Raw genomic sequence first — 24,940 nt, forward strand, 5'->3', positions numbered from 1 at the left:
TCGACCACTGGTCCGAATTGGGGACGAGGGCTCACCCATGGATCACTGCTCGGCGACGGCCCGGACCGTGACGCCGTCTTCGCTGGTCAGCGTGAGGGTTTGCTGATCGATCCGATAGGTGACCTTGCTGTCGAAGAGGGCGAGGAGCCGCTTCTCGGCGTCCATGAGTGAGCCTTCGCACATCATTCGGGTGGTGGACGGGGCGCCGAGAGTGATACGTCCGTCGCTGACGGTGGCCGCCGCGTTGACCCGGTTGCAGGGGAGCCGCCCGGATACGGTCTCGGCGTCCCGGTCGAAGGTGAGGACGGCGCGGCCCTTCTCGCCCTTCTGTCCCGGGGCGTCCACGGCCCACCTCGTCCCGTGGAGGGAGGCGTCCTCGGCCCTGCTGAGCCGCACGGTGTCGCCGTCGGCGGTGGTGAGGGTGAGGCGTTCCCCCTCGCCCTTCGTGGTGAGCGGGCCGGCGGTGAGGGCTCGGCCGAGGGACTTCTCGAAGCCGGCGGGGGTCTTGGCGCAGGCCTTCTCGGTGAACATGGCGTCGCTGAGCCGTACGCGTCGGCCGTCGCCCTCGTCCTCGACGTCGGCGCGGGCGCTGAAGCTGTTGCAGCCGGTGCTGCCCGCGGCCCGGCCGCCGTCGTCGTCGATGCGTACGTGTGCCGTGTCCGGCGCCCGGTGGGTGGTGCCGTCGACGGTGACGCTGTCGATGCTCCACCGGACGCCGGCGACGCGCTGTCCGCCCGCGCCCACACGGTCGCTGCCGGCGTCGTCGGCCTGCTCACTGCCGCAGGCCGCGGCGAGCGGAACAAGCGCGGCGACGGCCGCCACGGTCAGGGTCATGCTGCGCTGCTTCGTCTGCCTGTACATGCCGATTCGACGGGGACGGGGAAAATCCGGTTCCGTCCGGTCCCCACTCGGCTCGGCTTCGCCTCCGCGGCTCGGCCCTCGCCCTCAGCGCAGCAGCGGCAGCAGGGCGTCGAGGTCGGCCCGCTCCCCGCTCGCGCTCACCTTCGCCCCGTCCAGGGCGTCCTTCCAGGCCAGCCGTCCGGTGGCCAGCCGGACCCAGGTCAGCGGGTCGGTCTCGACGACGTTGGGCGGGGTGCCGCGCGTGTGCCTGGGCCCCTCCACGCACTGCACGACGGCGTACGGCGGAATCCGCACCTCCGTCGAACCGCCCGGCGCCTTCACGGCGAGCGCGTCGGCCAGCAGCCGGGTCGCGGCGGCCAGCGCCTGCCGGTCGTACGGCACGTCGAGGCCGGGGACGGCGGCGTTCAGGTCGTCGGTGTGCACCACCAGCTCGACGGTGCGGGTGACGACGTAGTCGGCCAGCGGCAGGGCGCCCGCGCTGGTGGGGAGCAGCCTGGCGCCGGGCCGGGTGTCGAGCCGCTCGGTGAAGCGCCGCTCGGCCTCGGCGAGGTGGGCGTCGAGGTCGGGGTGCTCGGCGGCGAGCCGGCGGGCCGTCCCGGCGATGGCGTCCGCGTCGGCGCCGATGGCGAACGGCCAGTCGAGCAGCCGCCCGTCCTGCCGCGCCGGTTCGGGCTCGCCGAGCAGCCGGTCCACGGCGGTGAGCGCCGTCCCGACGTGCGCGACCAGCTCCCGCACGGTCCAGTCCCCGAGCCGCGTGGGCAGCGCCAGCTGCTCGGGCGTGAGGGTGCGGACGGCCGCCCGTACGTTGCCGAACTGGGCGAGGACGGCGGTGCGGGTGCGGGCGGGGTCGTAGGCGCGGGGGCGTTTCCTGGCGGGCGGCATGGCGGTGAGCCTATGCGGGCGAGGTGGTCGGCGAGGGCGTCTCGAAGATCTCGCCGTTGCGCGGTACGCCGATGCCTCGCCAGGTGAAGGGGACGCCCCGCGCGGTGTCCGGGTCGGGCCCGTCCATCAGCTGGAAGTGGACGTGCGGCTCGGTGGAGTTGCCGGAGTTGCCGCACCGGGCGAGGACCTCGCCGGCGCGGACACGGTCGCCCTCGCGGACGGTGAAGGAGCCTCGCCGCACGTGGGCGTACAGGGCGTGGGTGCCGTCACCGAGGTCGAGGATCAGGTGGTTGCCGACGATGCGCCGGACGCCGGCCATCTCGCGCACCGAGCCCTCGACGACCATCAGGTACAGCAACGCGGGCAGCGAGGTGCGGCTCAGGTGGTCGCGCTGGCCGTCGTCGGCCCGTACGACCGTGCCGTCGGCCACCGCGAGGAGCGGGGCGCCGAACGCGGGGAAGTCGCGTGGGCGCCGGGCGACCGGCCACAGGGCGCGGAAGCCGGGGCGGGCGCCGGGCTCCGGTTCGGCGACGAGGTCGATGGCGAAGGTCTGCCCGTAGGCGTGGAGGCCGTGGCTCGGGGTGCGGTCGGCCGGGCTGTTCAGCGCGGACCAGCGGCCGGTGACGGGCGGGGCGACCTCGACGGGCTCGCGGGACCTGCCGGGCGCGTCCGGGGCGCCGCCGTTCCAGCGGTTGACCACGGTGATCAGGGCGTAGGCGAGGACCAGCGGCAGGAAGACGCACCACCACGGAACGCCCGGGTCGAAGAGGACGCCGACGGCCACCAGGGCCAGGAAGGCGAGTTGCAGCACCCGGAAGGCGATCATGGCGAGCTTGCGTGCGGACGGTACGGACATGGTTCCCCCTTGCTCGTGACGGCCCCGGTCAGTTCCGCGCGGTCGACAGCGCCACCAGCAGCGGTACGACCCGCCCCGGCGGCACCTCGTGGCGGCCCCGACCGGTGGTGTGCAGCCAGCCGGCGCCGGTGAGCTGGCGCAGGTGGTGGTAGATCTGCCCGGTCGTGCCCATCCCGTCCAGCTCGGCCAGCTCGGCGGCGGTGCGCCGCCCGCCCAGCACCTCCCGCAGCAGCCGCAGCCGCACGGGATGCCCGAGGGCCGCGAACACCTCGGCGGACTCGGCCCAGTCGGCGTCCAGCAGCCCTTCGGTCAGCGCGCCGTGCTGCCAGGCGTACTGCTCCCCGGTCGGCAGGCGTACGGAGCCGGTGAACAGGACGCCGCCGACATCCGCTCCCAGCTCGGCGAGCTGCGTCTTCAGCCCTTCCAGGGCCCAGAGGTCGCCCTCCTGGACGCGAGGTACGGGGCGGTCGGCGGCTTCCAGCGCGGTGAGACGCCGTTCGAGGTCGGCCACGCGTTGTTCCAGTTGCTCCACGCTTACGAGATTACGTAACTATGTAATCTCGCGCAAGAGTCACTCGTACGTGTGTCTGACCGCGAAAGGCGGCCCCGGGGGGGGGGCCGCAGCCCCGGAAACGCTGGTCCGCGCCTGGAAGGAGGTGCAACATGACGGTTATGGCCGAGCACACGTCTCAGATGTCGGGGGACGAGTTCGAAACGATCGCTTCCGCCGCTCCCGAGACCGTCACGTTGGAGTTCATTGACGGACGGATCGGGGTCAAACAAGTGACCGACGGGGATCACGACACCATCGTGTCCTGGCTGGCCAAGCGCTGTATTCAGGCCCGACCGGACCTGGACGTGTACCACGCGCGAGGCCTCCGCGTCGACGGGTATCGCCAGAGCAGGGCCAGGCCGGACGCCGTGCTCGTACCCGAGGCCCACTTCGCGGGATACGGCGAATGGGCCGACCCGGCCGGAGCGCTCATGGTCGTCGAAGTCACCTCGTACGACTCGGACACGGACCGGCGGGACCGGCACGAGAAGCCGGCCGTGTACGGGCAGGCCGGAATCCCGCTGTACCTGCTGATCGACCGGGACATCTGCACCATCACGGTGCACAGCGGACCGGACCGGCAGGTCGGCGGCTACCGGGACGCCCGCGTCACGAAGTTCGGCGAGACGCTGGTCCTGCCGGACCCCGTCGGCATCGAACTCGACACGGAGATCCTCAAGAACTACGTGCGCTGAGACGACGAGGTCCCGTCCGGACGTGTCCGGACGGGACCTCTGCCGCGCAGCGAGCGTGCGACTACGCCAGCAGCCCCGGGATCGTCTCCTCGTGGGCCTCGCGCAGGTCGGTCAGGGGGAGGGTGAACTCGCCCTGGACCTCGACCGCGTCGCCGTCGACCACGCCGATGCGGGTGACCGGCAGGCCGCGGGCGCCGCACATGTCGTTGAAGCGGACCTCCTCCGAGCGCGGGACGGCGACGACCGCACGGCCCGCCGACTCCGAGAACAGGAAGGTGAAGGCGTCCAGCCCGTCCGGCACGACCAGCCGCGCGCCCTTGCCGCCCAGCAGCGCCGACTCGACGACCGCCTGGACCAGACCGCCGTCGGACAGGTCGTGCGCGGAGTCGATCATGCCGTCGCGGGAGGCGGAGATCAGGATCTCGCCCAGCAGGCGCTCGCGCTCCAGGTCGACCTTCGGGGGCAGGCCGCCGAGGTGGTCGTGGATCACCTGGGACCAGGCCGAGCCGCCGAACTCCTCACGCGTGTCGCCCAGCAGGTACAGCAGCTGGCCGTCCTCCTGGAAGGCGACCGGCGTGCGGCGGGCCACGTCGTCGATGACGCCGAGGACCGCGACCACCGGGGTGGGGTGGATGGCGGCCTCGCCGGTCTGGTTGTAGAGCGAGACGTTTCCGCCGGTCACCGGGGTGCCGAGCTGGAGGCAGCCGTCGGCCAGGCCGCGCACGGCCTCCGCGAACTGCCACATGACCGCCGGGTCCTCCGGCGAGCCGAAGTTCAGGCAGTCGGAGACGGCGAGCGGCTTCGCGCCGGTCGTGGCCACGTTGCGGTAAGCCTCCGCCAGCGCCAGCTGCGCGCCCGTGTACGGGTCGAGCTTGGCGTACCGGCCGTTGCCGTCCGTGGCGATGGCGACGCCGAGGCCGCTCTCCTCGTCCACGCGGATCATGCCCGAGTCCTCGGGCTGGGCGAGGACGGTGTTGCCCTGCACGAAGTGGTCGTACTGCTGGGTGATCCACTGCTTGGACGCCTGGTTGGGCGAGCCGACCAGCTTGAGGACCTGGTCCTTCAGCTCGTCGGATGTGCCCGGCCGGGGCAGCTTGTTCGCGTCGTCGGCCTGGAGGGCGTCCTGCCAGTCCGGGCGGGCGTAGGGGCGCTCGTAGACCGGGCCGTCGTGGGCGACGGTGCGCGGGTCGACGTCGACGATCTTGCCGCCGTGCCAGAAGATCTCGAGGCGGTCGCCGTCGGTGACCTCACCGATCACCGTGGCGATGACGTCCCACTTGTCGCAGATCTCCAGGAAGCGGTCGACCTTCTCGGGCTCGACCACCGCGCACATGCGTTCCTGCGACTCGCTCATGAGGATTTCCTCGGGCGAGAGGGTCGAGTCGCGCAGCGGGACGTCGTCCAGGGTGACGCGCATGCCGCCGGAGCCGTTCGACGCCAGCTCGGACGTGGCGCAGGACAGGCCCGCCGCACCGAGGTCCTGGATGCCGACGACCAGCTTCTCGGCGAACGCCTCCAGGGTGCACTCGATGAGGAGCTTCTCCTGGAAGGGGTCGCCGACCTGGACGGCGGGACGCTTGGACGGCTTGGCGTCGTCGAAGGTCTCGGAGGCCAGGATCGACGCGCCGCCGATGCCGTCGCCGCCGGTGCGGGCGCCGTACAGGATGACCTTGTTGCCCGCGCCGGACGCCTTCGCGAGGTGGATGTCCTCGTGCCGCATGACGCCGATGGCACCGGCGTTGACCAGCGGGTTGCCCTGGTAGCAGGCGTCGAAGACGACCTCGCCGCCGATGTTGGGCAGGCCCAGGCAGTTGCCGTAGCCGCCGATGCCGGCGACGACGCCCGGGAGGACGCGCTTGGTGTCCGGGTGGTCCGCCGCACCGAAACGGAGCGGGTCCACGACAGCCACCGGCCGCGCGCCCATCGCGATGATGTCGCGGACGATGCCGCCGACGCCCGTGGCCGCGCCCTGGTAGGGCTCGACGTAGGACGGGTGGTTGTGCGACTCGACCTTGAAGGTGACCGCGTAGCCCTGGCCGACGTCGACCACACCGGCGTTCTCGCCGATGCCGACGAGCATCGCGTCGGACTGGGGGGCCTTCTCGCCGAACTGGCGCAGGTGGACCTTGCTGCTCTTGTACGAGCAGTGCTCGGACCACATGACGGAGTACATGGCCAGCTCCGCCCCGGTGGGGCGGCGGCCGAGGATCTCGACGACCCTCTCGTACTCGTCCTTCTTCAGGCCCAGCTCGGCCCAGGGCAGCTCGACGTCGGGGGTCGCGGTCGCGTGCTCGACCGTGTCCAGAGGCGTCCGGCTCATGCGTTGACCAGCTTCTTGAGGATCGAGGTGAAGAACGGCAGGCCGTCGGTACGGCCCGTACCGATCAGCGACTCGACGGCGTGCTCGGGGTGCGGCATGAGGCCGACGACGTTCCCGGCGGCGTTGGTGATGCCGGCGATGTCGTTGAGCGAGCCGTTGGGGTTCACGTCCAGGTAGCGGAAGGCGACGCGGCCCTCGGCCTCCAGCTCGTCCAGCGTGCGCCGGTCGGCGACGTAGCGGCCGTCCATGTTCTTCAGCGGGATGTGGATCTCCTGGCCGGCGGTGTAGTCGCTGGTCCAGGAGGTGTCCGCGTTCTCCACCCGCAGCTTCTGGTCGCGGCAGATGAAGTGCAGGTGGTCGTTGCCCAGCATGCCGCCGGGCAGCAGGTGCGCCTCGGTGAGGATCTGGAAGCCGTTGCAGATGCCCAGCACCGGCAGGCCGGCCTTCGCCTGCTCGATGACGGTGTCCATCACCGGCGAGAAGCGGGCGATGGCACCGGCGCGCAGATAATCGCCGTACGAGAAACCGCCGCACAGCACCACGGCGTCGACCTGCTTGAGGTCCTTGTCCTTGTGCCAGAGAGCGACGGGCTCGGCGCCGGCCACGCGGATGGCGCGCTGCGTGTCCCGGTCGTCGAGGCTGCCGGGGAAAGTGACGACGCCAATACGAGCGGTCACTTCGCGGCCCCCGCGACTACGTCTTCGGACTCGACCTTGACGGTGAAGTCCTCGATCACGGTGTTGGCGAGGAAGGATTCCGCAAGATCATGGATGCGGGCGAGGGCGGCGTCGTCGACCGGCCCGTCCACTTCCAGTTCGAATCGCTTTCCCTGACGGACGTCCGAGATCCCTTCGAAACCCAGTCGCGGCAGTGCGCGCTGCACCGCCTGGCCCTGGGGGTCGAGGATCTCCGGCTTGAGCATGACGTCGACTACGACGCGTGCCACTGGCACTCCCGGTGTGTGGTGCTGAGCAGGTTCCTTCAGACTACCCGTACAAAATTTCTACGCGCGTAGCCTTGGAGGAAACTACGTGACCCCAGTCACGATTCGGCATCGGGAGGGGGCGGTCACGAAAAGCTTCGGGAAAGATCCCGGATCGGGCGCGGACACCTATTGCGCGAGGGACACGCGGGCAGATTTAGTCGGTCTTCCCATTGCAATGCCGGGCACTGTACAAATGAAATGTCATTAGCCGATACTTTGCCCAATTACAGGCGAACAGTCGGCATCATCGCGGCGTCTTGGCACGTTCGGGCACGTCATCGCGGAGATGCCGCACGAAGGGACCGATATTCGTGGCGCAGCGTGTCGTGGTCACTCTCTTTGACGACATCGACGGCTCGGAAGCGGCGGAGACGATCGCCTTCGGAGTCGACGGCCGGATGTACGAGATCGACCTGAACGAAGCCAATGCCCGGAAACTGCGCAAGGCACTCGAGCCGTACGTCTCGGCCGGCCGCAAGCGCTCCCGGTCCGGCAAGGCCTACCGGCAGACGGAGGTCGCCCCCGACCCGGCGGCGGTCCGCGCCTGGGCCCAGGCGAACAAGATGGACGTCCCCGCGCGGGGCCGGATCCCGAAGAAGGTGTACGAGGCGTTCGCCGAGGCGCGGTGAGCCGCGCGTCCCGTGAGCCGGCGTCCGGCGGGAGCGGCCGACGGCCGCTCAGCCGCCCCTCGCGGCAACCGACTTGCGCGGCACCCCGGGTGATCAGCTAAAGTCTGGAGCACGCCGAGGGGCGAGGCCGAAAGGCCCAGCTCACGGAACATGCGGGTGTAGTTCAGTAGTAGAACATCCCCCTTCCAGGGGGAAGGCGCAGTGTGCAATTCCTGTCACCCGCTCTGCATCGTCGTACCGGCCACTCGATTGGATCAGGTAGGCTGGTGCTCGCACCGATCGGTGAAGGCCGGTCGGGGGCAATGCGGACGTAGCTCAGTTGGTAGAGCGCAACCTTGCCAAGGTTGAGGTCGCGAGTTCGAGCCTCGTCGTCCGCTCGGGAATCAGACCCCGGTCCTCCAGGACCGGGGTCTTTTCGTGCGCCCGGAGCCGGTGCCGGCCCGCCCCTGACATTTGTCATGCCGGGCGATGACGGGCCGCACTGTCGTCGGGCCCCGCGCGCCGGAATGCTCGAAGCATGCAAACCAACGGACACGAACACGTGATTGAGGTCACCGGCCTCCGGCGTGTGTACGGGGGCGGGTTCGAGGCCGTGCGCGGGATCGACTTCTCCGTGCGCCGCGGTGAGGTCTTCGCCCTGCTCGGCACCAACGGCGCCGGCAAGACGTCGACGGTCGAGCTGCTCGAAGGGCTCGCCGCCCCGGCCGGCGGACGCGTCCGCGTCCTCGGGCACGACCCGTACACCGAGCGGGCCGCCGTACGCCCCCGCACCGGAGTCATGCTCCAGGAGGGCGGTTTCCCCTCCGAGCTGACCGTCGCCGAGACGGCGCGGATGTGGGCGGGATGCGTGAGCGGCGCCCGGCCGCCCGCCGAGGTGCTGGCACTGGTCGGGCTCGGGGCCAAGACGGGCACCCGCGTCAAGCAGCTGTCCGGGGGCCAGCGGCGCCGCCTGGACCTGGCGCTCGCGCTGCTCGGCGACCCCGAGGTGCTCTTCCTCGACGAGCCCAGCACCGGACTGGACGCCGAAGGCCGCCGGGACACCTGGGAGTTGGTCGGCGCCCTGCGCGACCAGGGCACGACCGTGCTGCTGACCACGCACTACCTGGAGGAGGCCGAGCACCTCGCCGACCGGCTCGCGATCATGCACGAGGGCCGGATCGCCGCCACCGGCACCCCGGCCGAGGTGACCGCCGCACAGCCGTCCCGCATCTCCTTCGAACTGCCCGACGGCTACTTCGTGGGCGACCTGCCGCCGCTGGCCGGACTGGGCGTGGACGACCACGAGACCGACGGCCGGATCGTGAAGCTGCGCACCCGGGAGCTCCAACGGGCGGCCACCGGCCTGCTGGTGTGGGCCGGACAGGCCGGGGTGGAACTGCGCCGCCTCGACGTGCGCTCGGCGTCCCTGGAGGAGGCCTTCCTGAGCATCGCCAAGGAGGTGTCCGCGCAGGCGGCCGGCACCACGACCGAGAAGGAGTACGCGGCATGAGCGCCACGGACACACCGGCCCGCGCCAAGCGCACCGCCGGGACCGCGACCACCACGCCGATGAGCCGCATGACCGCGCTCGCCCGCGCCGAGATGACCCTGCTGGGGCGGAACAAGGGCACCGTCTTCGCCTCGCTGTTCGTCCCGTTCGTGCTGCCGTTCAGCGTGCGGGCGGGGGCCGAGGAGATGGACCTCGCCGGGGCCGGACTGACCGTCGGCACCCTCGTGCTGCCCGCCGCGATCGGCTTCTCGCTGCTGTTCGCCGTCTACTCGGCCCTCGTCGGCGTCTTCGTCGTCCGGCGCGAGGAACTGGTCCTCAAGCGGCTGCGCACCGGCGAACTGCGGGACGTGGAGATCCTCGGCGGCTCCGCCCTGCCGGCCGTACTCAGCGGGCTCGTGCAGTCCCTGCTGCTCGCGGTGGGCTGCGCCGTCCTGCTCGACCTGTCCGCGCCGTCGGCGCCCCACCTGGCCGTCGTCGGCCTGCTGCTGGGCCTGGTGCTGTGCGCCGCGCTCGCGGCGGTCACCGCGAGCTTCACCAGGACCGGTGAGAGCGCGCAGGTCACGCCGCTGCCGATCATGTTCGTCTCGATGGCCGGCTCCGGCCTGTTCTTCCCGCTGGACCTGCTGCCCGACCGGCTGGCCTCCGTGTGCGAATTGCTTCCGCTGACGCCCGTGATCACCCTGGTGCGCGGCGGCTGGACCGGCGACCTGTCGGCGGCCGAGGCGCTGGGCGCGGTGGCGACGGCGGTGGCCTGGACCGTGCTCGCGGTGTTTGCTGTACGGCGATGGTTCCGCTGGGAGCCACGGCACTGACGTACGAGACGCAAGAGGCGTACGAGGCGAGCGGGAGTGGCGGACGGATGCGCAGGCCGGGCGGATGGTGGCGGGTCAAGAGCACGCCGGAGAAGGTCGAGACGTACACGCGGTGGTCGTTCCACTTGTTCGGGGTCATCGAGGTCTTCGCGCTGGGAGTGACCGCCTACGGCCGGACCGGCGCCGGACTCGCGACCGCGCTGTTCCTGCTGGTCACCGCGCACGCCGCCGTCTCCATGCTGGTCTCGTCCCGGGCGCTGGACTGGACGCTCGGCCGGCGCCCGCAGCCGGTGCGGCTGATGTGGACGCTCGTCGTCGTCAGCGCCGTGGTCTCGGCCACCGCGGTCGTGATCGCGGAGCGCGGTCCGGCCGGCGAGGTGGAGACGGCGGCGGGCTCGGTCTACGGCGGCGTCCTGTGCTTCGCCGCCGGTGTGATCACGCTCGGGGTGAGCGGCAGGCGGCGGATGGTCGCCGTCGTCGGCGGCTTCGCGGTGGGCGCGGGGCTGCTGACGTTCCCGCTGGAGATGCCTCTGCTCGCGTCGTTCGTGCTGGCCGGCCTGGTGATGGTGACCGGCGGGTTCCTCGCCATCACCTCGATCTTCTCCCTCTGGCTGCTCAACGCGGTCTACGCGCTCGACGAGGCCAGGGAGACCCGGGCCAGGCTCGCGGTCGCCGAGGAGCGGCTGCGGTTCGGCCGGGACCTGCACGACGTGATGGGGCGGAACCTCGCGGTGATCGCGCTCAAGAGCGAGCTGGCCGTCCAGCTCTCCCGGCGCGGCAGGCCCGAGGCGGTGGAGCAGATGATCGAGGTGCAGCGCATCGCCCAGGAGTCGCAGCGCGAGGTCCGGGACGTCGTGCGCGGCTACCGGGAGGCCGCCCTGGAGGTGGAACTGGCCGGCGCCCGGGGTGTGCTCTCGGCGGCGGGCATCGTCGCGGAGATCGACGGCGAGACGGCCGGGCTGCCCCCCGAGGTGCAGTCGGCGCTCGGCTGGGTGGTGCGGGAGGCGACCACGAACGTGCTGCGGCACGGGGACGCGAAGAAGGTCGCGGTGACGGTGCGGATGTCGGAAGGGCGTGTAGTGCTGACGGTGGAGAACGACGGCGTGGCGGAGACGACGGGGGACGGCCCCCCGACGGGTTCGGGCGGCTCCGGGCTCTCGGGGCTGCGCGAGCGGCTCTCCGCGGTGGCCGGGACCCTGGAGGCGGGGCCCGTCGGCAGGGGTGTCTTCCGGCTGACGGCCGAGGTGCCGCTGCCGGCCGCCGCCGGGTCCGCGCTGGAGGCCGCGTCGTGACGACCACCGTCCGCGTCCTGCTCGCCGACGACGAGCACCTCATCCGCGGGGCCCTGGCGGCCCTGCTGGCCCTCGAGGACGACCTGGTCGTCGTCGCCGAGGCGGCCACCGGACCGGAGGCGCTGGCGATGGCGCGGGCGCACGCCCCGGACGTCGCCGTGCTGGACCTCCAGATGCCCGGCGCCGACGGTGTGAAGGTCGCCACATCGCTGCGGGCCGAGCTGCCCGGCTGCAAGGTGCTGATCGTGACCAGTCACGGGCGGCCCGGACATCTGAAGCGGGCACTCGCGGCGGGGGTGCGGGGGTTCGTCCCCAAGACGGTCAGCGCCCAGCGGCTCGCCGAGCTGATCCGCACGGTGCACGCCGGAAACCGTTACGTCGACCCCGAGTTGGCCGCCGACGCGATCTCCGCCGGGGACTCACCGCTGACCGTGCGCGAGGCCGAGGTCCTGGAGCACGCCGCCGACGGGGCGCCGGTCGCGGAGATCGCCGAGCGCGCCGCGCTCGCCGAGGGAACCGTGCGGAACTACCTGTCGTCGGCCGCGAGCAAGCTCGGGGCGGAGAACCGGCACGCGGCGGTGCGTCTCGCGAGGGAGCGCGGTTGGGTATAGTGGCTCTCGCGCCACGGCGAAGTCCGCGACGAAAGTCCACGACGAAGCCCGCACAGTGCGAACGTAGCTCAGTTGGTAGAGCGCAACCTTGCCAAGGTTGAGGTCGCGAGTTCGAACCTCGTCGTTCGCTCCAGACGAGAAGCCCCCGGTTTTCGGCCGGGGGCTTCTTCGTGTGCGGCCTTCCGCCGCTACGACCAGCTCTGGCCGGTCAGCAGCTCGTACGCCTCCACGTACTTGGCGCGGGTGGCGTCCACGACCTGCCGCGGCAGCGGCGGCGGGGGCTGCTCGCTCTTGCGGTCCCAGCCGGACTCGGCCGAGGTCAGCCAGTCCCGCACGAACTGCTTGTCGTACGACGGCTGCGCGCGGCCCGGCTGCCAACGGTCGGCCGGCCAGAAGCGGGAGGAGTCCGGGGTGAGGACCTCGTCGGCGAGGACCAGGTCGTCCCCGTCGAAGCCGAACTCGAACTTGGTGTCCGCGAGGACGATGCCGCGCTCGCGGGCGATGTCCCGGGCGCGGGAGTAGACGGCGAGGGTGGCCTGGCGCAGGGCGGCGGCGGTGTCGGCGCCGACCTGGCGGGCGACCTCCTCGTAGGAGACGTTCTCGTCGTGCTCGCCGACCTCGGCCTTGGTGGCCGGGGTGAAGATCGGGGCGGGCAGCTCCGAGCCGTCGACCAGGCCCTCGGGGAGGGCGAGGCCGCAGACGGTGCGGGTCTGGTCGTACTCCACCAGGCCGGAGCCGGTGAGGTAGCCGCGGGCCACGCACTCCACGGGGACCATTCGCAGCGACTTGCAGACCAGGGCGCGGCCCTCCCAGTCGGCGGGGGCGCCGGGGGGCAGCTCGGTGCTCAGGACGTGGTTGGGGGCCAGGTCGGCGAGCTGCTCGAACCACCACAGGGAGAGCTGGGTGAGGACCCGGCCCTTGTCGGGGATCTCGGTCGGCAGCACCCAGTCGTAGGCGGAGATGCGGTCACTGGCGACCATCACGAGGTCGCCCGCCTCGTTCCGGTACAGCTCGCGCACCTTGCCGGTGTGCAGATGCACCAGGCCCGGAACCTGGATCGGCTCGGGCTTTTCAACGAATCCGGACACGGTTCCTCCCCGTGGTTCTGAACAATACGTCGATTGTCCCGTACGTCGCGGGGAGGGCGAGCGGCGGGGCGGTGGGGGCGCGCGGAGGGGCGGTGAGGGCGCGGGGCGGCCTGCGGGGCTCAGTCCCGTTTGCAGATGCGGTCCAGGAGGTTGGCGGTGGCGCGCTGGACGCGCGGGTCGACGTGGCCGGGGCGGTCCAGGGCCGGGGACCAGGCGAAGGTGCCGGACGCGAAGACCCAGGCGCCCGACGGAGCCCGGTACAGCGAGGTCTCCTGATGGCGCCGGACGCCGTCCACGTCGGCGTACGGGGAGTGGGCGAGCAGGACCCGTTCGTCGTGCTCGGGGAGGGCCGTGCGCGGGAAGTAGCGGTCGGCCTCGCCCGCCACCAGGTCCTCGATCTCGTCGCCCTCGTGCGCCCCGGTGGCCTCCCAGAGCCAGTGCCCGGCGTTGCGGACGATCATCGGGTGGGGTTCGGGGACGCGGCCGGCGTACTGGATGCCGAGCAGCTGCTGCTCGGGGCGGTCGATCTCCCGCCACAGCGCGGGCCGGCCGGGACCCTTGCGTTTACGGCAGGTCAGCAGGCGGTCGGGGGCACCGGAGGGGGAGGGGGCCAGCTCCACCTGCCAGTACATGGTGTTGGCGGACAGGAAGACCAGGGACGTGCCCTGCTCCCGGGCGAGTTCGGTGGTGCGGCGCATGGCGCTGGACCAGTACTCGTCGTGGCCCGGGAAGACCAGGCCCCGGTAGCGGGCCGGGTCGACGCGGCCGGAGTGCAGATCACGGGCGCCGGCGTAGGCGACGTCGTAGCCGTAGCGCTCGGCGAAGCGGATGAAGTCGTAGGCGTGGCCCACGTGGAGGGGGAGGCCGGCCCCGGCGAACGGGCGGTCGAAGGAGACGGTCGTCGCGGCGTCCGCCTCGCCGAGGAGCCGGCCCTCCTCGTCCCAGGCGTGGTAGAGGCTGGCGCCGGTGCGGCCGTCCTCGGGGTAGAGGTTGTACGCCTGCCAGGTGACGTCCGGCAGGAGGAGCAGCAGGTCGGCCGGGTGGTTGTCGCGGACCGTGAAGGGCACGTGGGAGCGGTAGCCGTCGGCGGTGGTGAGGACGGCCACGTACGCGCCGATGTTCCAGTACGAGGGGATCTGCAACCGCCAGGACAGCCACCAGTGGTGGCAGGAGACCGTGCGGTCGGCGGTGAGCGGCGGGGGCTGGACGATGCCGGACAGGCGGGGGCTGGTGGTGATCTTGGCGGCGCCGTCACCGCCGTAGTGGCCGATGCGGTAGACGTCGACGCCGAACTCCTGCGGCGGGTCGACGGTGATGTGGAAGTCGATGGCCTCGCCGGGCGCAGCCGCTCCCGTCGCCGTGAAGCCCTTGATCTGGCGGCGGACGTCGTCGGCGGCGCGGGGGCCGCCACCGGTGCCGGCTCCGGTGCGGGTACCGGTGCCGGAGCCGGTGCGTTCCTGGTCCGCGTACCAGGCGACCACCTGGCCGGTGTCGCCGAAGTACGTCTCACCACCGCGCAGCCAGGGGACGGGTCCCTGTCCGAAAGGGTCCGTCACGGCGTGCGCGAGTGCTCCCGACTCCCAGCGGCGGATCTGCTCGGGCCCCATGGGACAGCCCCCCTCCCGTCGTGCCCCCGCGGTCGTGCGTATGACGAACGCCTTTGCCATGTGCGCGATCGGTCCCAGCACATCACATTTCGCACGCGGGCTGTCACTGTTCGTCGCGAAGTGGCCGAAAGTGGAATGGAAGAGTCCGATTCCTCCGGGCCTGCGGCTTGCGGTCAGTGGTCTGCGGTCAGCGGTCAGCGGTCCGTGGCCTGCGGTCTGCGGTGTGCGGGGCCAGGGGGACGGTGCGGGCGTCAGACCAGACGCACTGGCTTCTCCGGGCGTATCCCGAGGTCGGCCATCCAGGCGCGCAGCGGGCCCGGGTCGCCCGTCTCGACGAGGCTGAGCACGCTGGGCGCCAGGTCCGCGGTGCGGGCACCGTCGACCAGGAGCGACGGCCCGTCGAGCCAGTCGAGGCCGGGGGCCGCACCGGCGGTGTCCATCGCCGCGCAGCACACCATCGCGGTGATGTGCGCGGTGAGGATCTCGCGCCCGGTGCGCGGGGGCTGCAACGGCAGGAGGGGAAGCGCGCGGCCGTCCCAGAGCGCGGCGTCCGGACCGGCTCCGGCCCCCGGGCCCGGGGACGAGGACGGGACCCCGGCTCCGCCGGGCCGGGCCTGCGCCTCCTCGCGGGCCAGCTGCGCACTGAGTCCGGCGGCGAGAGCGGCACCCCGGGCCGTGGTCCCGGCCAGGTCGTCCTCGTCCTCGTGGTCGGGGGCGTCGTGGTCGGGGGCGTCGTGGTCGGGGGCGTCGTGGTCGGGGGCCTCGTGGTCGGGGGCCTCGTGGTCGCCGTACCGGGGAGGCGGGGCGCCCCGGTCGTCGTACCCCGCCTGCGCGCCGGCGCCGGGGTCCGGGGCGCCCGGGTCGCCGTATCCGGTGTGCGGGTCGGTGGGAGAGGGGACGGGGGTCTCGGCGTCCGGGGTCGTGAGGTGGTCCAGGACGCGGGCCAGGGTCGGGCCGTCCGTGCCCGGCGCGGTGCCCCCGGCGGCGCGGCGGACGCCCAGGGTGTCGAGCACCCGGTGCAGGCGGGCCGCGTCCGTGCGCCAGGTCCGGTCGACGACCTCCTCGGGATACTCGCCCCACCCGACCGGCGACCAGTCGGGCCCGGTCTCGGCGGGCCCTCCGTGGAAGAGGCGCGCGGCGAGGAGCGAGACCGCCTCGTCCATCGTGCCGGGCTCCTCCAGCAGGTCGCAGGCGGGACGCTCACCCAGGCGGGAGGCGAAGCCCTCGGCCAGGCGGTCGCGCCGGGACAGCTCCGTGAGGGCGGCGACGACGCCCACGTCCAGCCGGGAGGGCCAGCGGCCCATCCGCCAGGCGGGCAGCGCCACCCTGGTCAGCAGCCGGTCCCAGCCCGCGTAGGCGAGCCCCACCTGCTCCTGCGCGACGATCCGCAGACCGTAGTCCACAGCCTGTGCACGCTCGGCGGCCGCGGCCGCGACCCCGCGCTCCATCCCGGTCGCGTGCTCCCGGCAACCGCGCAGCAGCAGCCGCGACACCCAGCCGAGGCCCGCGCACGCCACGCGGGACAGCGGGTCGCGCCGGTCCGCCGAGGCCACCGCCACGGCGGCGTCCAGGCCCCGTATGAAGCGCCGGGCCGCGGCTATGTCGGGGTGCGCCGACGGGCCCGTACCGGCGACGACCGGGGCGAGGACGGCGCGCAGCTCGCCCACGCGCATCCACCACAGGAACGGTGAGCCGATGACCAGGACGGGCGCCGCGGCGGCACCCCGGCGGCGGGCGGGCTCGCCCAGGCCGGACAGGTCGTCGTCGTGCCGGTCCACGGGCGGCGGGCCGGGGTGGGGATGGGCGCGCTCCTCCAGCCAGCTGTCGCAGTCCGGGGTGAGCGCTATCGCCGAGGGGGCGGGGACGTCGAGCCGGTCGGCCAGGTCACGCACCATGCGGTAGAGGTCGGGCGCCGACTCCTCGGCGACCGTGACCGTGGGGGTCACGGCGGGCCTGGAGCGGGCCACGACCAGGGCGACTCCGGCAGCCGCCAGCAGGACGCACAGCGCGAGGACGGACACGACCCGGCGCAGGACGTCCCAGCCGCCGCCCACGAGGTGCCCGGTGGATCCGCCGACGAGCAGGATCACGGCCGCGGCGGCGGGCAGCAGGGCCACGGCCACCGCGCGGCTGCGGACCCGCAGCACCGCCAGCGCCCGGGTCCGCGCGGCCAGCGCGCCCATCTCCACACCACCGATACCGGTCACGGCCGGACCTCACCCCCTCATCGCTGTCCTGTCTGCCCTGTCTGTACTGGACCGTCCTGCTGCACTACCGCTCTTCCCGCTCTTCCGGCTTTGCTCACTCCACCCACTGTGGCACCCGGCACTGACATCGCAATGCCGGTGGGCCAAGTGCCGGAACGCTTGCGCGGCACCATAGTTGGGGCCCTCGCGCCCGTCAGCCGTATGGCCCATCGGTCACTCGATGGAATGGCTTTGGGGAAAGGTGGAGACGGACGGCAAAGGTCAGGCCCCGGTTCCTGGGAGGGAGCCGGGGCCTGTCGGGTTCGGTGCGGAACGGATGCTCCGGTCGGTCGGGAGCTACGCGCCCGCCGCCTTCAACGCGATGTCGGTGCGGTGCTGCGAGCCGTCGAGGCCGATGCGGGCGACGGCCCGGTAGGCACGGTCGCGGGCCTCCGTGAGGTCGGTGCCGGTGGCGGTGACGGACAGGACGCGGCCACCGGCGCTGACGACGGCGTCGCCCTCGGCACGGGTGCCGGCGTGCAGGACGTAGGCGTGCGGGGCGTCCTGGGCGGCCACCGCGTCGAGGCCGGTGATCGGGTCGCCGGTGCGCGGGGTGCCGGGGTAGTTGTGGGAGGCGACGACCACGGTGACGGCCGCCTCGTCGCTCCAGCGCAGGGGCTCGAGGTCGGCGAGGTTGCCGGTGGCGGCGGCCATCAGCAGACCGGCGAGCGGGGTCTTCAGGCGGGCCAGCACGACCTGGGTCTCCGGGTCGCCGAATCGGGCGTTGAACTCGATCACGCGCACGCCGCGCGAGGTGATCGCGAGCCCGGCGTAGAGGAGCCCGGAGAACGGGGTGCCGCGCCGGCGCATCTCGTCGACGGTCGGCTGGAGGACGCTCTCCACGACCTCGTCGACCAGCTTCGGGTCGGCCCAGGGCAGCGGCGAGTAGGCGCCCATGCCGCCGGTGTTCGGGCCCTCGTCGCCGTCGAGGGCACGCTTGAAGTCCTGGGCGGGCTGGAGGGGGCGGACGTTCTCGCCGTCGGTGACGGCGAAGAGGGAGACCTCGGGGCCGTCCAGGAACTCCTCGACGACCACGCGGTCGCAGGCGTTCGCGTGGGCGCGGGCCGCCTCGACGTCGTCCGTGACGACGACGCCCTTGCCCGCGGCCAGCCCGTCGTCCTTGACGACGTAGGGGGCGCCGAAGGCGGCGAGGGCCGCGTCGACCTCGTCGGGGTTCGTGCACACGTAGGAGCGGGCCGTGGGCACGCCGGCGCCGGCCATCACGTCCTTGGCGAAGGCCTTGGAGCCCTCCAGCCGGGCCGCCTCCCCCGAGGGCCCGAAGACCGGGATGCCCGCCTCGCGCACGGCGTCGGCGACCCCGGCGACGAGCGGCGCCTCGGGCCCTACGACGACCAGCCCGGCGCCGAGCCGGGTGGCGAGCGCGGTGACGGCCGCGCCGTCGAGGGCGTCGACCTGGTGCAGTTCGGCGACCTCGGCGATACCGGCGTTGCCGGGTGCGCAGTGCAGCGCGGTGACGTCGGGGTCGAGGGACAGGGAACGGCACAGGGCGTGTTCGCGGGCGCCGCCGCCGATGACAAGGACCTTCACGGGGTGAAGCCTAATGGGCACGGGCCGGTGCGGTTTGTGCGGGCTTCCGAAGGCGCGGGGCGGGGACCCTTGTGGCTTCCTCCAGGAACGCCGCCGTCCCGCTCGTCCCCCTGGACCTCACGCGCGAACCGCGCACGCCCGGCCCGTCCTGCCCGTCCTGCCCGTCCTACTCGTTGGCGATCTCCTCGACCACGGTGGCGCCCAGTTCACGCACCAGCAGCTCCTTGCCGGACAGCGCGGACTCGTCGAGGTCCGGGTCGTCGTCCTCGGGGATGTCGTCCTCGGGCGAGACCGGGGGCGGCTCGGGCGCCGGGGGCCGAGACGCGGGTGCGGGAGCGGACGCCGCTTCCGGAGCCGGGGCCGCGGGGGGCGTGGCCGCGGGCGCCGACGGCCGCTGCGCGGGCGCACCCCCACCGAAGCCGCCCCCACCGGAGCCGCCTCCGCCACCGGCACCGAAGCCGCCGCCACCGCCGTACCCACCGGAGGAACCCGAGGGACCGGACGGGCCGGACGGACCGGCGGGCGGGGGCGCCGAGCCGCCGGACGGGTCGACGACCGCGTCGATCTTCCACTGCACGTTGAACTGCTCGGCGAGGGCCTGCCGCAGCACGTCCTCACTGCCGCTGCTGACGAAGTTGTCCCGGGCGCCGGCGTTGACGAAGCCGAGCTGGAGTGAGGTGCCGTCGAAGCCGGTGACCTGGGCGTTCTGGCTGAGCAGGATCCAGGTGAACCGGCGGCGGTTCTTGACCGCTTCCAGGATGTTGGGCCAGAGCGAACGGGGGTCGACCCCCGGAGCACCCGACGGCGCGGCGACGGGCGCGGGGGCGGCCGCAGCGGGAGCCGAGGCACCGGAGGCCGGGGTCGCGGCGGGAGCCGAGCCGGAACCGGGACCGGGAGCGGCCGGTGTCCGGGACTGTCCGCCGCCCGCCGGAGCCGCCGTGGGCCACCCGCCGGGGCGGCGCCCACCACCCGCGGGAGCCGCGGTCGGCCAGGCACCGGGCGCCGAAGCGGGAGCAGGGGCGGGATCTTCGGCGGGCGCGGGTGCGGGTGCGGGTGCGGGAGGAGTCGCAGGGCCGTCGGCGGCGGAAGAGGGCGCGGCCTGCGGACGCCCGCCCCCACCGGCGGGACCACTCGCGTCGAAGGAGGACCCGGCACCGGCACCCGCACCCGCACCCGCACCCGCACCCGCACCGGAATCCGAGCCGGCGGACGGACCACCCGCCGAACCACCCCCTGGCGCACCGACGGGCGCACCGGTCGGCGCGCCGGCCCCCTGCCCCCGTACCGCCGCACGGGCCGCGGCGGGGCCGCCGCCCGGCGGAACCGGAGCCGCAGCCGGAGCCGCGGCAGGAGCCGCGCTCCCCGCACCGCCGGCGTGCGCCTCGGGTCCGGGCACGTACCCCATGGCGGGCGCGCCCGCACCGGCCGAGAACTGCACCCCGCGCTCGATCCGGTCCAGGCGGGCCATCACCGAACGCTCGTCGCCGTACGCGGCGGGCAGCATCACGCGCGCGCAGATCAGCTCCAGCTGGAGGCGGGGCGAGTGGGCCCCGCGCATCTCGGTGAGCCCCTCGTTGACGATGTCGGCCGCACGGCTCAGCTCGGCGGCGCCGAAGGACCGGGCCTGGGCCTGCATCCGCTCGACGACGTCGGCGGGGGCGTCGATGAGCCCCTTCTCCGCGGCGTCGGGCACGGCGGCGAGGATCACCAGGTCCCGCAGACGCTCCAGCAGGTCGGTGACGAAGCGCCGCGGGTCGTTGCCCCCCTCGATCACCCGGTCGACGACCCCGAAGGCGGCGGAGCCGTCCCCGGAGACGAACGCCTCGACGACCGAGTCGAGCAGCGAACCGTCCGTGTAGCCGAGCAGGGCGGTGGTCATGTCGTACGTCACACCGTCGGCACCGGCGCCCGCAAGCAGCTGGTCCATGACGGACATGGAGTCACGCACGGACCCCGCGCCGGCCCGCACGACGAGCGGGAGCACGCCCTCGTCGATCGCGATGCCCTCCCGGCCGCACACCTCGGCGAGGTAGTCGCGCAGGGTGCCGGGCGGCACGAGCCGGAACGGGTAGTGGTGGGTCCGCGACCGGATGGTCCCGATGACCTTCTCGGGCTCGGTGGTGGCGAAGATGAACTTGAGGTGCTCCGGGGGCTCCTCGACGACCTTCAGCAGGGCGTTGAAGCCCTGCGGGGAGACCATGTGGGCCTCGTCGATGATGTAGATCTTGTACCGGCTGGAGGCGGGCCCGAAGAAGGCCTTCTCCCGCAGGTCACGGGCGTCGTCCACACCACCGTGGGAGGCGGCGTCGATCTCGATGACGTCGATCGAACCCGGCCCGTTCCTGGCCAGGTCGCGGCAGGACTGGCACTCGCCGCACGGCGTCGGCGTCGGGCCCTGCTCGCAGTTCAGGCAGCGCGCCAGGATCCGGGCGCTGGTCGTCTTGCCGCAGCCGCGCGGACCGCTGAACAGGTACGCGTGGTTGACCCGGTTGTTCCGCAGCGCCTGCTGCAACGGGTCGGTGACATGCCCCTGCCCGATGACCTCGGCGAAGGACTCCGGGCGGTAACGGCGGTAGAGCGCGAGAGACGACACGCATACGAGGTTATAGGCGCCCACCGACAACCGGACCGCCCGCAAAGGAGACGCCCCCCACGCACCCGCCAGAGCCGACCTACCCTTGCTGCCTTCCGGCCCTGGGGGAGTTCAGTCAGATAGCGCCGCGTGAGGGGCTGGGCCACACGTTACCCGATGTCGGGCCCCCAGAACGAGTTCGCAAGCACTCCTCCGAGTCATGTAATGTTCTCCGCGGAGGATTCGCCTAGTGGCCTAGGGCGCACGCTTGGAAAGCGTGTTGGGGGCAACCCCTCACGAGTTCGAATCTCGTATCCTCCGCCAGTGCCTCACCGGGCACGATGTCGAAGGGCCCCCTGGAAACAGGGGGCCCTTCGTCGTTATCCTTACGCCTCGTTGTCCTGGTCTTTGTCCACAGCGAGGTTTTCCGGTGCTCCCCAGATGGCGTGCGAGATCTTCCGCGCCGCTTCCTTGAGCATGGGATCGGTCACGTGCAGGTACCGCGCTCGCATCCGAGCGGCGCCGCCCGGCTCCCAACCCATGATCTGGTCAATGACCCGGTCCGGGACCCCGAGCAGCATCAGCACGGTCCCCGCGGTGTGCCGTGCGTCGTGCAGACGCCCGTCCCGGACGCCGGCGTCTTCGAGCAGCCGCTTCCAGTCGTGGTAGTCCGTGTTCGGGCTGAGGGGACCGCCCAACGGCTTGGTGAACACGTACTCGGACTCGGTCCACAGGTTCCTGGCCGTCGCCCGCTCCTGGGCCTGTGCCTCCCGGTGGGAGCGGAGCATCACGACCAGCGGGCCCGGGAGGGGCACGGCGCGTCGGCCCGCGCGTGACTTCGTGTTCTTCGTCTCGCGCCGCACCTGCACCCGCGCCGGGCAGTAGCCAGCCTTCCGGCCGCACGGTGCCGCCTCGCCACATCCGTGCTCGTACTTGGGCCGCAACCGGTTCCGGCGAAGCTTCAGGTACTCGTTGTCCAGGTCTACGTCGGACCACCGCAGGCCGAGCGTCTCCCCCTGCCGCAACCCCAGCGCGAGTGCCAGCATCCAGCGGGCACTGTTCCGGCGCTTGTTCACTTCGAGTAGGAGACTCTGCACCTCATCGACCGAGTAGGGCTCTACCTCGTTCTCGTCCTCTTCCATCCGGGGAGGCTTCGCGAGCGCGGCCGCGTTCTTCGCCGCGTGACCGCGCCGCACGGCTTCCCCCAGAGCCGTACGGGCGGTCCGGTGAGCCTGGTGCGCGGTGCCCGCCTTGCTGCCGGCGCTCTGCATCCGGCGGTACAGGCTCTCCAGGTGTTCAGGCTCCAGGCGGTCGATGCGGTGCCGACCGATGCCCGGTACGAGGTGCACTCGTACTGCGACCTCATATCCGGCGTAGGTGTTCTCGCTCACGACCGGTTTGGCGATGTTCTCGACCCAGTGCTCAAGCCATTTCGCGACCGTCCACGGCTTGCCGGGCTGGCGCGCGGATCCTTCGTCGCGCTGCTTCTCAAGGCGCCGGACCTCGTCGACCAGTTCCTTGCGCGTGGGGCGCGTCAGGTGCCGGCGGTAAGGCGTTCCGTCGTCCTTGTAGCCCATGGGCACACGGGCGTGCCAGCGTTCGTCTTTGCCCAGGTAGATGGCCGATTCGCCGTTGGCGCGGCGAGTGCGCTTCTTCTCCTCTGCCACTGGCAGTTCCTCCGGTCGGTACGAGGCAGACAGACTGGAGCGCCGCCCGCATGTGGGGCGGCGCTCCGGGATGGTCAGATCATGCGGCGCGCTGTTCCGCGCGGCGCCGGGCGAGGTAGGCGGCCGGGGCGTCGGCGGGGACGCGTCGGAGTCCGCCGATGGTCAGGGACTCCAGCTCTCCGGCGCGGATCAGGGCGTAGCAGGTGGTGCGACCGACGCGGAGGCAACGGGCAGCCTCTTCGACGGTCAGCAGCACGGGTGCCGGTTCGCCAGCCTCAGCGAGAGGTGCGATGCCCACGGTGGCGAGGCTCATGGAACGGTCTCCTCTAGGCGGAAGTCTGTGTCGGGAGGGCGCGTGTGTCCTAAGCGCGGGTTTCTGCGTCACCGCGTCACGTGCGTCACCCATGCCGTCTGAGCTGTGGGTATCGGGTGACGCAGTGAGCCGGATGTGCGTCACCTGTGACGCAGGCTGTTCGTCCCGCGTGACGCAGGTGACGCGGTGTGACGCAGAGAGAGGCCGTCTGCGTCACGCCCGTCTGTGCAGCTCACCGGGCGGTTTTCTTGATCGTGTGACGCTGTGACGCAGCGTCCCCCTACTTAGGAAAAAGGAGGGGGGTGTCTGTTGTGCGGCTCAGGGCTTGAAGAGGGAGCCGCTTCGCGGCACGTCCAGTGCAGGGCGGCGGCGCCGCCGAACAGCAAGAGGAGCACGCTCCGGCGGTGGTGCTCCTCTTGCTTGTGCGGTCGTGCAGTGCGGTCAGAGCGCCTGCTGTTCGTGCGGGGGCGTGTCCGGGGAGTGGGTCATTTCGATGTAGCGGCCCTCTCGGGTGCGGCCGGAGTCGATGAGGACGCCCCGGGCGGCCAGGGTGGGCTGGAGGCGCTTGAGGCGGTCGGAGAGGACTTTGCCGGTGGTCGGCCACCCCTTGGGCAGGGGGCGGAAGTCCTCGCCGGTGTAGAGCTGGCTGAGGCAGTGCAGCCACTCGGTGGAGGTCATCCGCTGCTGTGCGCCCGGTTCGAGGTCGGCGGCGTGCCTCAGGACGGTCTGTGCCAACAGGTCGCCCTCGATCACGTCGTCGTTGAGGTCGTCGAGGCTGGCCCGGTAGGCGGCCAGGGCCCCGAGGCCGGTGGCGGCGTCGAGCTGTGCGCACAGGTGCGCGAAGTCCGCCATGCGCAGGTCGGTCGGGGTGTCTGCCTCAGCGGCCCGCACCTTCACGGTCAGGTCCAGGAGCGAGCCGAGGACCACGGGCAGTACTTCGGCGTATTCGGTCCACAGCTCATCCTCGGTGCGCCGGACCTTCGGCCGTTCCAGGCGGAGCGGCAGGAGGCGTTCGGCGAGGTCGGGCCGGATGACGCCGACGTCGATACCGGTCAGGAGCAGGGGGCGGCGGTAGCGGGCGCGGAACACGTCCCCGTCGGTGAACAGAGCGCGCTTGACGCTTTCCGCGCCGGTGACGATGCAGCACATGGCGTCGGACAGGTCCGGGGTCATGTGGGAGAGGTTGTCCAGTGCGGTGACCCATCCTGCGGCCACGGCCGCGATCAGGTTCTCCTCGTCCTTCGGTGCCCGGCGCAGGTCCCCGGTCATGCCCTCGACGATCCGTACGAGCATTCGGCCGCCGGTGGACTTGCCGGCGCCCTGCGGACCGGTGAGGAACGGGGCCGGGACGGGCACGGACGGCCCGAGACAGCCGACCAGCCACGCGATGGCCAGGCACTCGGTCTCGGCGTTGGCGAAGTTGCACAGCCTGAGCAGGAGATCGATGCCCTTGCCGTCGGTGTCCTTGACCGGCAACGGCAGCTCCCCCGTGAGCTGCGTGCGCCGCCAGCACACCTCCCGCGGGTCCGGGATCGCGGTGTCCCACCCGGTGGGGTGGATACGGACCGACCGGCCATCGGCCCGCCCCAGGTCCAACCACGTCGCCCCGTCGAACCCGGGCGCGACGCGGATGTGCACGGGCTGTACGTCCTCGGTCAGCGCCAGGGCCTCGATCAGGTCCAGCGCTTCCTTGAGCGCGGTGCCGTTGAACACGCCCTGCCCGTCGCGGAAGAGACCGACCATGAGTTCCTGGCGGTGGCTTCCGGTGGTGCCCTGGGAGCGGATCGGGCGGGCCACGGGGTGGCCGTTACGCTGCGCGTAGACGGTGCCGTCGGCGGTGCGGAAATACCGGAAGTGCGCTTGCGCGTAGTCGGTGATGATCTCGCGTGCGGGAGTCTTCTCGTCCTCGGACAT

The 24,940-nt window shown here is 72.2% G+C and carries 21 protein-coding genes, 4 tRNA genes and 1 other RNA gene; 10 read left to right on the top strand and 16 right to left on the bottom strand.

Features of this window, described 5'->3' with window-relative positions; translation table 11 throughout:
- Positions 1-42: 42 nt before the first annotated feature.
- From Sco07f_RS05320 to Sco07f_RS05335, 4 genes are all read right to left on the bottom strand, one after another.
- Positions 43-861, bottom strand: coding sequence for an META domain-containing protein (locus Sco07f_RS05320; protein ID WP_054102902.1), 819 nt, complete (start codon positions 859-861; stop codon positions 43-45).
- Between the two features lie 84 nt (positions 862-945).
- On the bottom strand, positions 946-1,743 hold the full coding sequence (locus Sco07f_RS05325; protein ID WP_108987117.1) for a sterol carrier family protein: 798 nt from the start codon (positions 1,741-1,743) through the stop codon (positions 946-948).
- A gap of 10 nt (positions 1,744-1,753) precedes the next feature.
- Positions 1,754-2,599 (bottom strand): M23 family metallopeptidase, encoded by an 846-nt coding sequence (locus Sco07f_RS05330; protein WP_108987118.1) that lies wholly within the window; start codon positions 2,597-2,599, stop codon positions 1,754-1,756.
- 28 nt (positions 2,600-2,627) lie between these two features.
- Entirely contained in the window at positions 2,628-3,110 is a 483-nt protein-coding gene (locus tag Sco07f_RS05335; RefSeq protein WP_108987119.1) for an ArsR/SmtB family transcription factor, read from the bottom strand.
- A gap of 152 nt (positions 3,111-3,262) precedes the next feature.
- Here Sco07f_RS05335 and Sco07f_RS05340 point away from each other — a divergent pair, with 152 nt between their 5' ends.
- On the top strand, positions 3,263-3,847 hold the full coding sequence (locus tag Sco07f_RS05340; RefSeq protein WP_108987120.1) for a Uma2 family endonuclease: 585 nt from the start codon (positions 3,263-3,265) through the stop codon (positions 3,845-3,847).
- A 61-nt stretch (positions 3,848-3,908) separates the two neighbouring features.
- Here the strand turns inward: Sco07f_RS05340 and purL are convergent, their stop codons facing one another.
- From purL to purS, 3 genes are read right to left on the bottom strand one after another with little or no spacing between them, the layout of a single operon-like run.
- Entirely contained in the window at positions 3,909-6,167 is a 2,259-nt protein-coding gene (gene purL, locus Sco07f_RS05345) for a phosphoribosylformylglycinamidine synthase subunit PurL (protein ID WP_108987121.1), read from the bottom strand.
- Positions 6,164-6,844 carry a phosphoribosylformylglycinamidine synthase subunit PurQ gene (gene purQ, locus Sco07f_RS05350; protein WP_108987122.1) on the bottom strand — a complete coding sequence of 227 codons (681 nt, stop codon included), beginning with the start codon at positions 6,842-6,844 and terminating at the stop codon, positions 6,164-6,166. The genes purL and purQ overlap by 4 nt, the downstream gene beginning before the upstream one ends.
- Positions 6,841-7,113, bottom strand: a complete 273-nt coding sequence (purS, locus tag Sco07f_RS05355; protein ID WP_003974895.1) for a phosphoribosylformylglycinamidine synthase subunit PurS — start codon at positions 7,111-7,113, stop codon at positions 6,841-6,843. Before purS ends, purQ begins: the two co-directional genes overlap by 4 nt.
- A gap of 350 nt (positions 7,114-7,463) precedes the next feature.
- On the opposite strand from purS, the gene Sco07f_RS05360 reads away from it, so the two are divergent.
- The 8 genes from Sco07f_RS05360 (at position 7,464) to Sco07f_RS05395 (ending at position 12,118) form a co-directional block, all read left to right on the top strand.
- On the top strand, positions 7,464-7,781 hold the full coding sequence (locus Sco07f_RS05360; protein ID WP_003974896.1) for a histone-like nucleoid-structuring protein Lsr2: 318 nt from the start codon (positions 7,464-7,466) through the stop codon (positions 7,779-7,781).
- Between the two features lie 152 nt (positions 7,782-7,933).
- Positions 7,934-8,005, top strand: a tRNA-Gly gene (locus Sco07f_RS05365).
- A gap of 80 nt (positions 8,006-8,085) precedes the next feature.
- Positions 8,086-8,158, top strand: a tRNA-Gly gene (locus Sco07f_RS05370).
- Between the two features lie 140 nt (positions 8,159-8,298).
- A complete protein-coding gene (locus Sco07f_RS05375; protein ID WP_007451337.1) occupies positions 8,299-9,270 on the top strand; it encodes an ABC transporter ATP-binding protein in 972 nt (323 codons plus the stop codon).
- On the top strand, positions 9,267-10,082 hold the full coding sequence (locus Sco07f_RS05380; RefSeq protein WP_054102904.1) for an ABC transporter permease: 816 nt from the start codon (positions 9,267-9,269) through the stop codon (positions 10,080-10,082). The genes Sco07f_RS05375 and Sco07f_RS05380 overlap by 4 nt, the downstream gene beginning before the upstream one ends.
- A gap of 47 nt (positions 10,083-10,129) precedes the next feature.
- A complete protein-coding gene (locus tag Sco07f_RS05385; RefSeq protein WP_087790379.1) occupies positions 10,130-11,374 on the top strand; it encodes a sensor histidine kinase in 1,245 nt (414 codons plus the stop codon).
- Positions 11,371-11,985: a response regulator transcription factor gene (locus Sco07f_RS05390; RefSeq protein ID WP_007451343.1), complete on the top strand. Its 615-nt coding sequence runs from the start codon at positions 11,371-11,373 to the stop codon at positions 11,983-11,985. The genes Sco07f_RS05385 and Sco07f_RS05390 overlap by 4 nt, the downstream gene beginning before the upstream one ends.
- Positions 11,986-12,042: 57 nt before the next feature.
- Positions 12,043-12,118 (top strand) — tRNA-Gly (locus Sco07f_RS05395).
- A gap of 55 nt (positions 12,119-12,173) precedes the next feature.
- On the opposite strand, the gene Sco07f_RS05400 is transcribed toward Sco07f_RS05395, so the two are convergent.
- From Sco07f_RS05400 to ffs, 6 genes are all read right to left on the bottom strand, one after another.
- Positions 12,174-13,073, bottom strand: a complete 900-nt coding sequence (locus Sco07f_RS05400) for a phosphoribosylaminoimidazolesuccinocarboxamide synthase (RefSeq protein ID WP_007451318.1) — start codon at positions 13,071-13,073, stop codon at positions 12,174-12,176.
- Positions 13,074-13,192: 119 nt separating this feature from the next.
- Positions 13,193-14,680 carry a N,N-dimethylformamidase beta subunit family domain-containing protein gene (locus Sco07f_RS05405; protein WP_087790377.1) on the bottom strand — a complete coding sequence of 496 codons (1,488 nt, stop codon included), beginning with the start codon at positions 14,678-14,680 and terminating at the stop codon, positions 13,193-13,195.
- Between the two features lie 251 nt (positions 14,681-14,931).
- Positions 14,932-16,887, bottom strand: a complete 1,956-nt coding sequence (locus Sco07f_RS05410; protein WP_108987123.1) for a M48 family metalloprotease — start codon at positions 16,885-16,887, stop codon at positions 14,932-14,934.
- A 336-nt stretch (positions 16,888-17,223) separates the two neighbouring features.
- A complete protein-coding gene (gene purD, locus Sco07f_RS05415) occupies positions 17,224-18,474 on the bottom strand; it encodes a phosphoribosylamine--glycine ligase (RefSeq protein ID WP_108987124.1) in 1,251 nt (416 codons plus the stop codon).
- Positions 18,475-18,640: 166 nt separating this feature from the next.
- Positions 18,641-21,067: a DNA polymerase III subunit gamma and tau gene (locus Sco07f_RS05420; RefSeq protein WP_108987125.1), complete on the bottom strand. Its 2,427-nt coding sequence runs from the start codon at positions 21,065-21,067 to the stop codon at positions 18,641-18,643.
- Between the two features lie 46 nt (positions 21,068-21,113).
- Positions 21,114-21,208, bottom strand: an RNA gene (ffs, locus tag Sco07f_RS05425) — signal recognition particle sRNA small type.
- A 74-nt stretch (positions 21,209-21,282) separates the two neighbouring features.
- Between ffs and Sco07f_RS05430 the strand changes: the two genes are divergently transcribed.
- Positions 21,283-21,370, top strand: a tRNA-Ser gene (locus Sco07f_RS05430).
- A 62-nt stretch (positions 21,371-21,432) separates the two neighbouring features.
- On the opposite strand, the gene Sco07f_RS05435 is transcribed toward Sco07f_RS05430, so the two are convergent.
- The 3 genes from Sco07f_RS05435 to Sco07f_RS05445 form a co-directional block, all read right to left on the bottom strand.
- On the bottom strand, positions 21,433-22,713 hold the full coding sequence (locus Sco07f_RS05435) for a tyrosine-type recombinase/integrase (protein WP_108987126.1): 1,281 nt from the start codon (positions 22,711-22,713) through the stop codon (positions 21,433-21,435).
- A 79-nt stretch (positions 22,714-22,792) separates the two neighbouring features.
- The gene (locus tag Sco07f_RS05440) at positions 22,793-23,026 is read right to left on the bottom strand and encodes a helix-turn-helix domain-containing protein (RefSeq protein WP_108987127.1); all 234 of its coding nucleotides are present in this window, start codon (positions 23,024-23,026) and stop codon (positions 22,793-22,795) included.
- A 441-nt stretch (positions 23,027-23,467) separates the two neighbouring features.
- A complete protein-coding gene (locus Sco07f_RS05445; RefSeq protein ID WP_108987128.1) occupies positions 23,468-24,940 on the bottom strand; it encodes an AICE element replication initiation protein in 1,473 nt (490 codons plus the stop codon).

This window comes from Streptomyces coelicoflavus, from assembly GCF_003112555.1.
GTDB lineage: Bacteria > Actinomycetota > Actinomycetes > Streptomycetales > Streptomycetaceae > Streptomyces > Streptomyces coelicoflavus.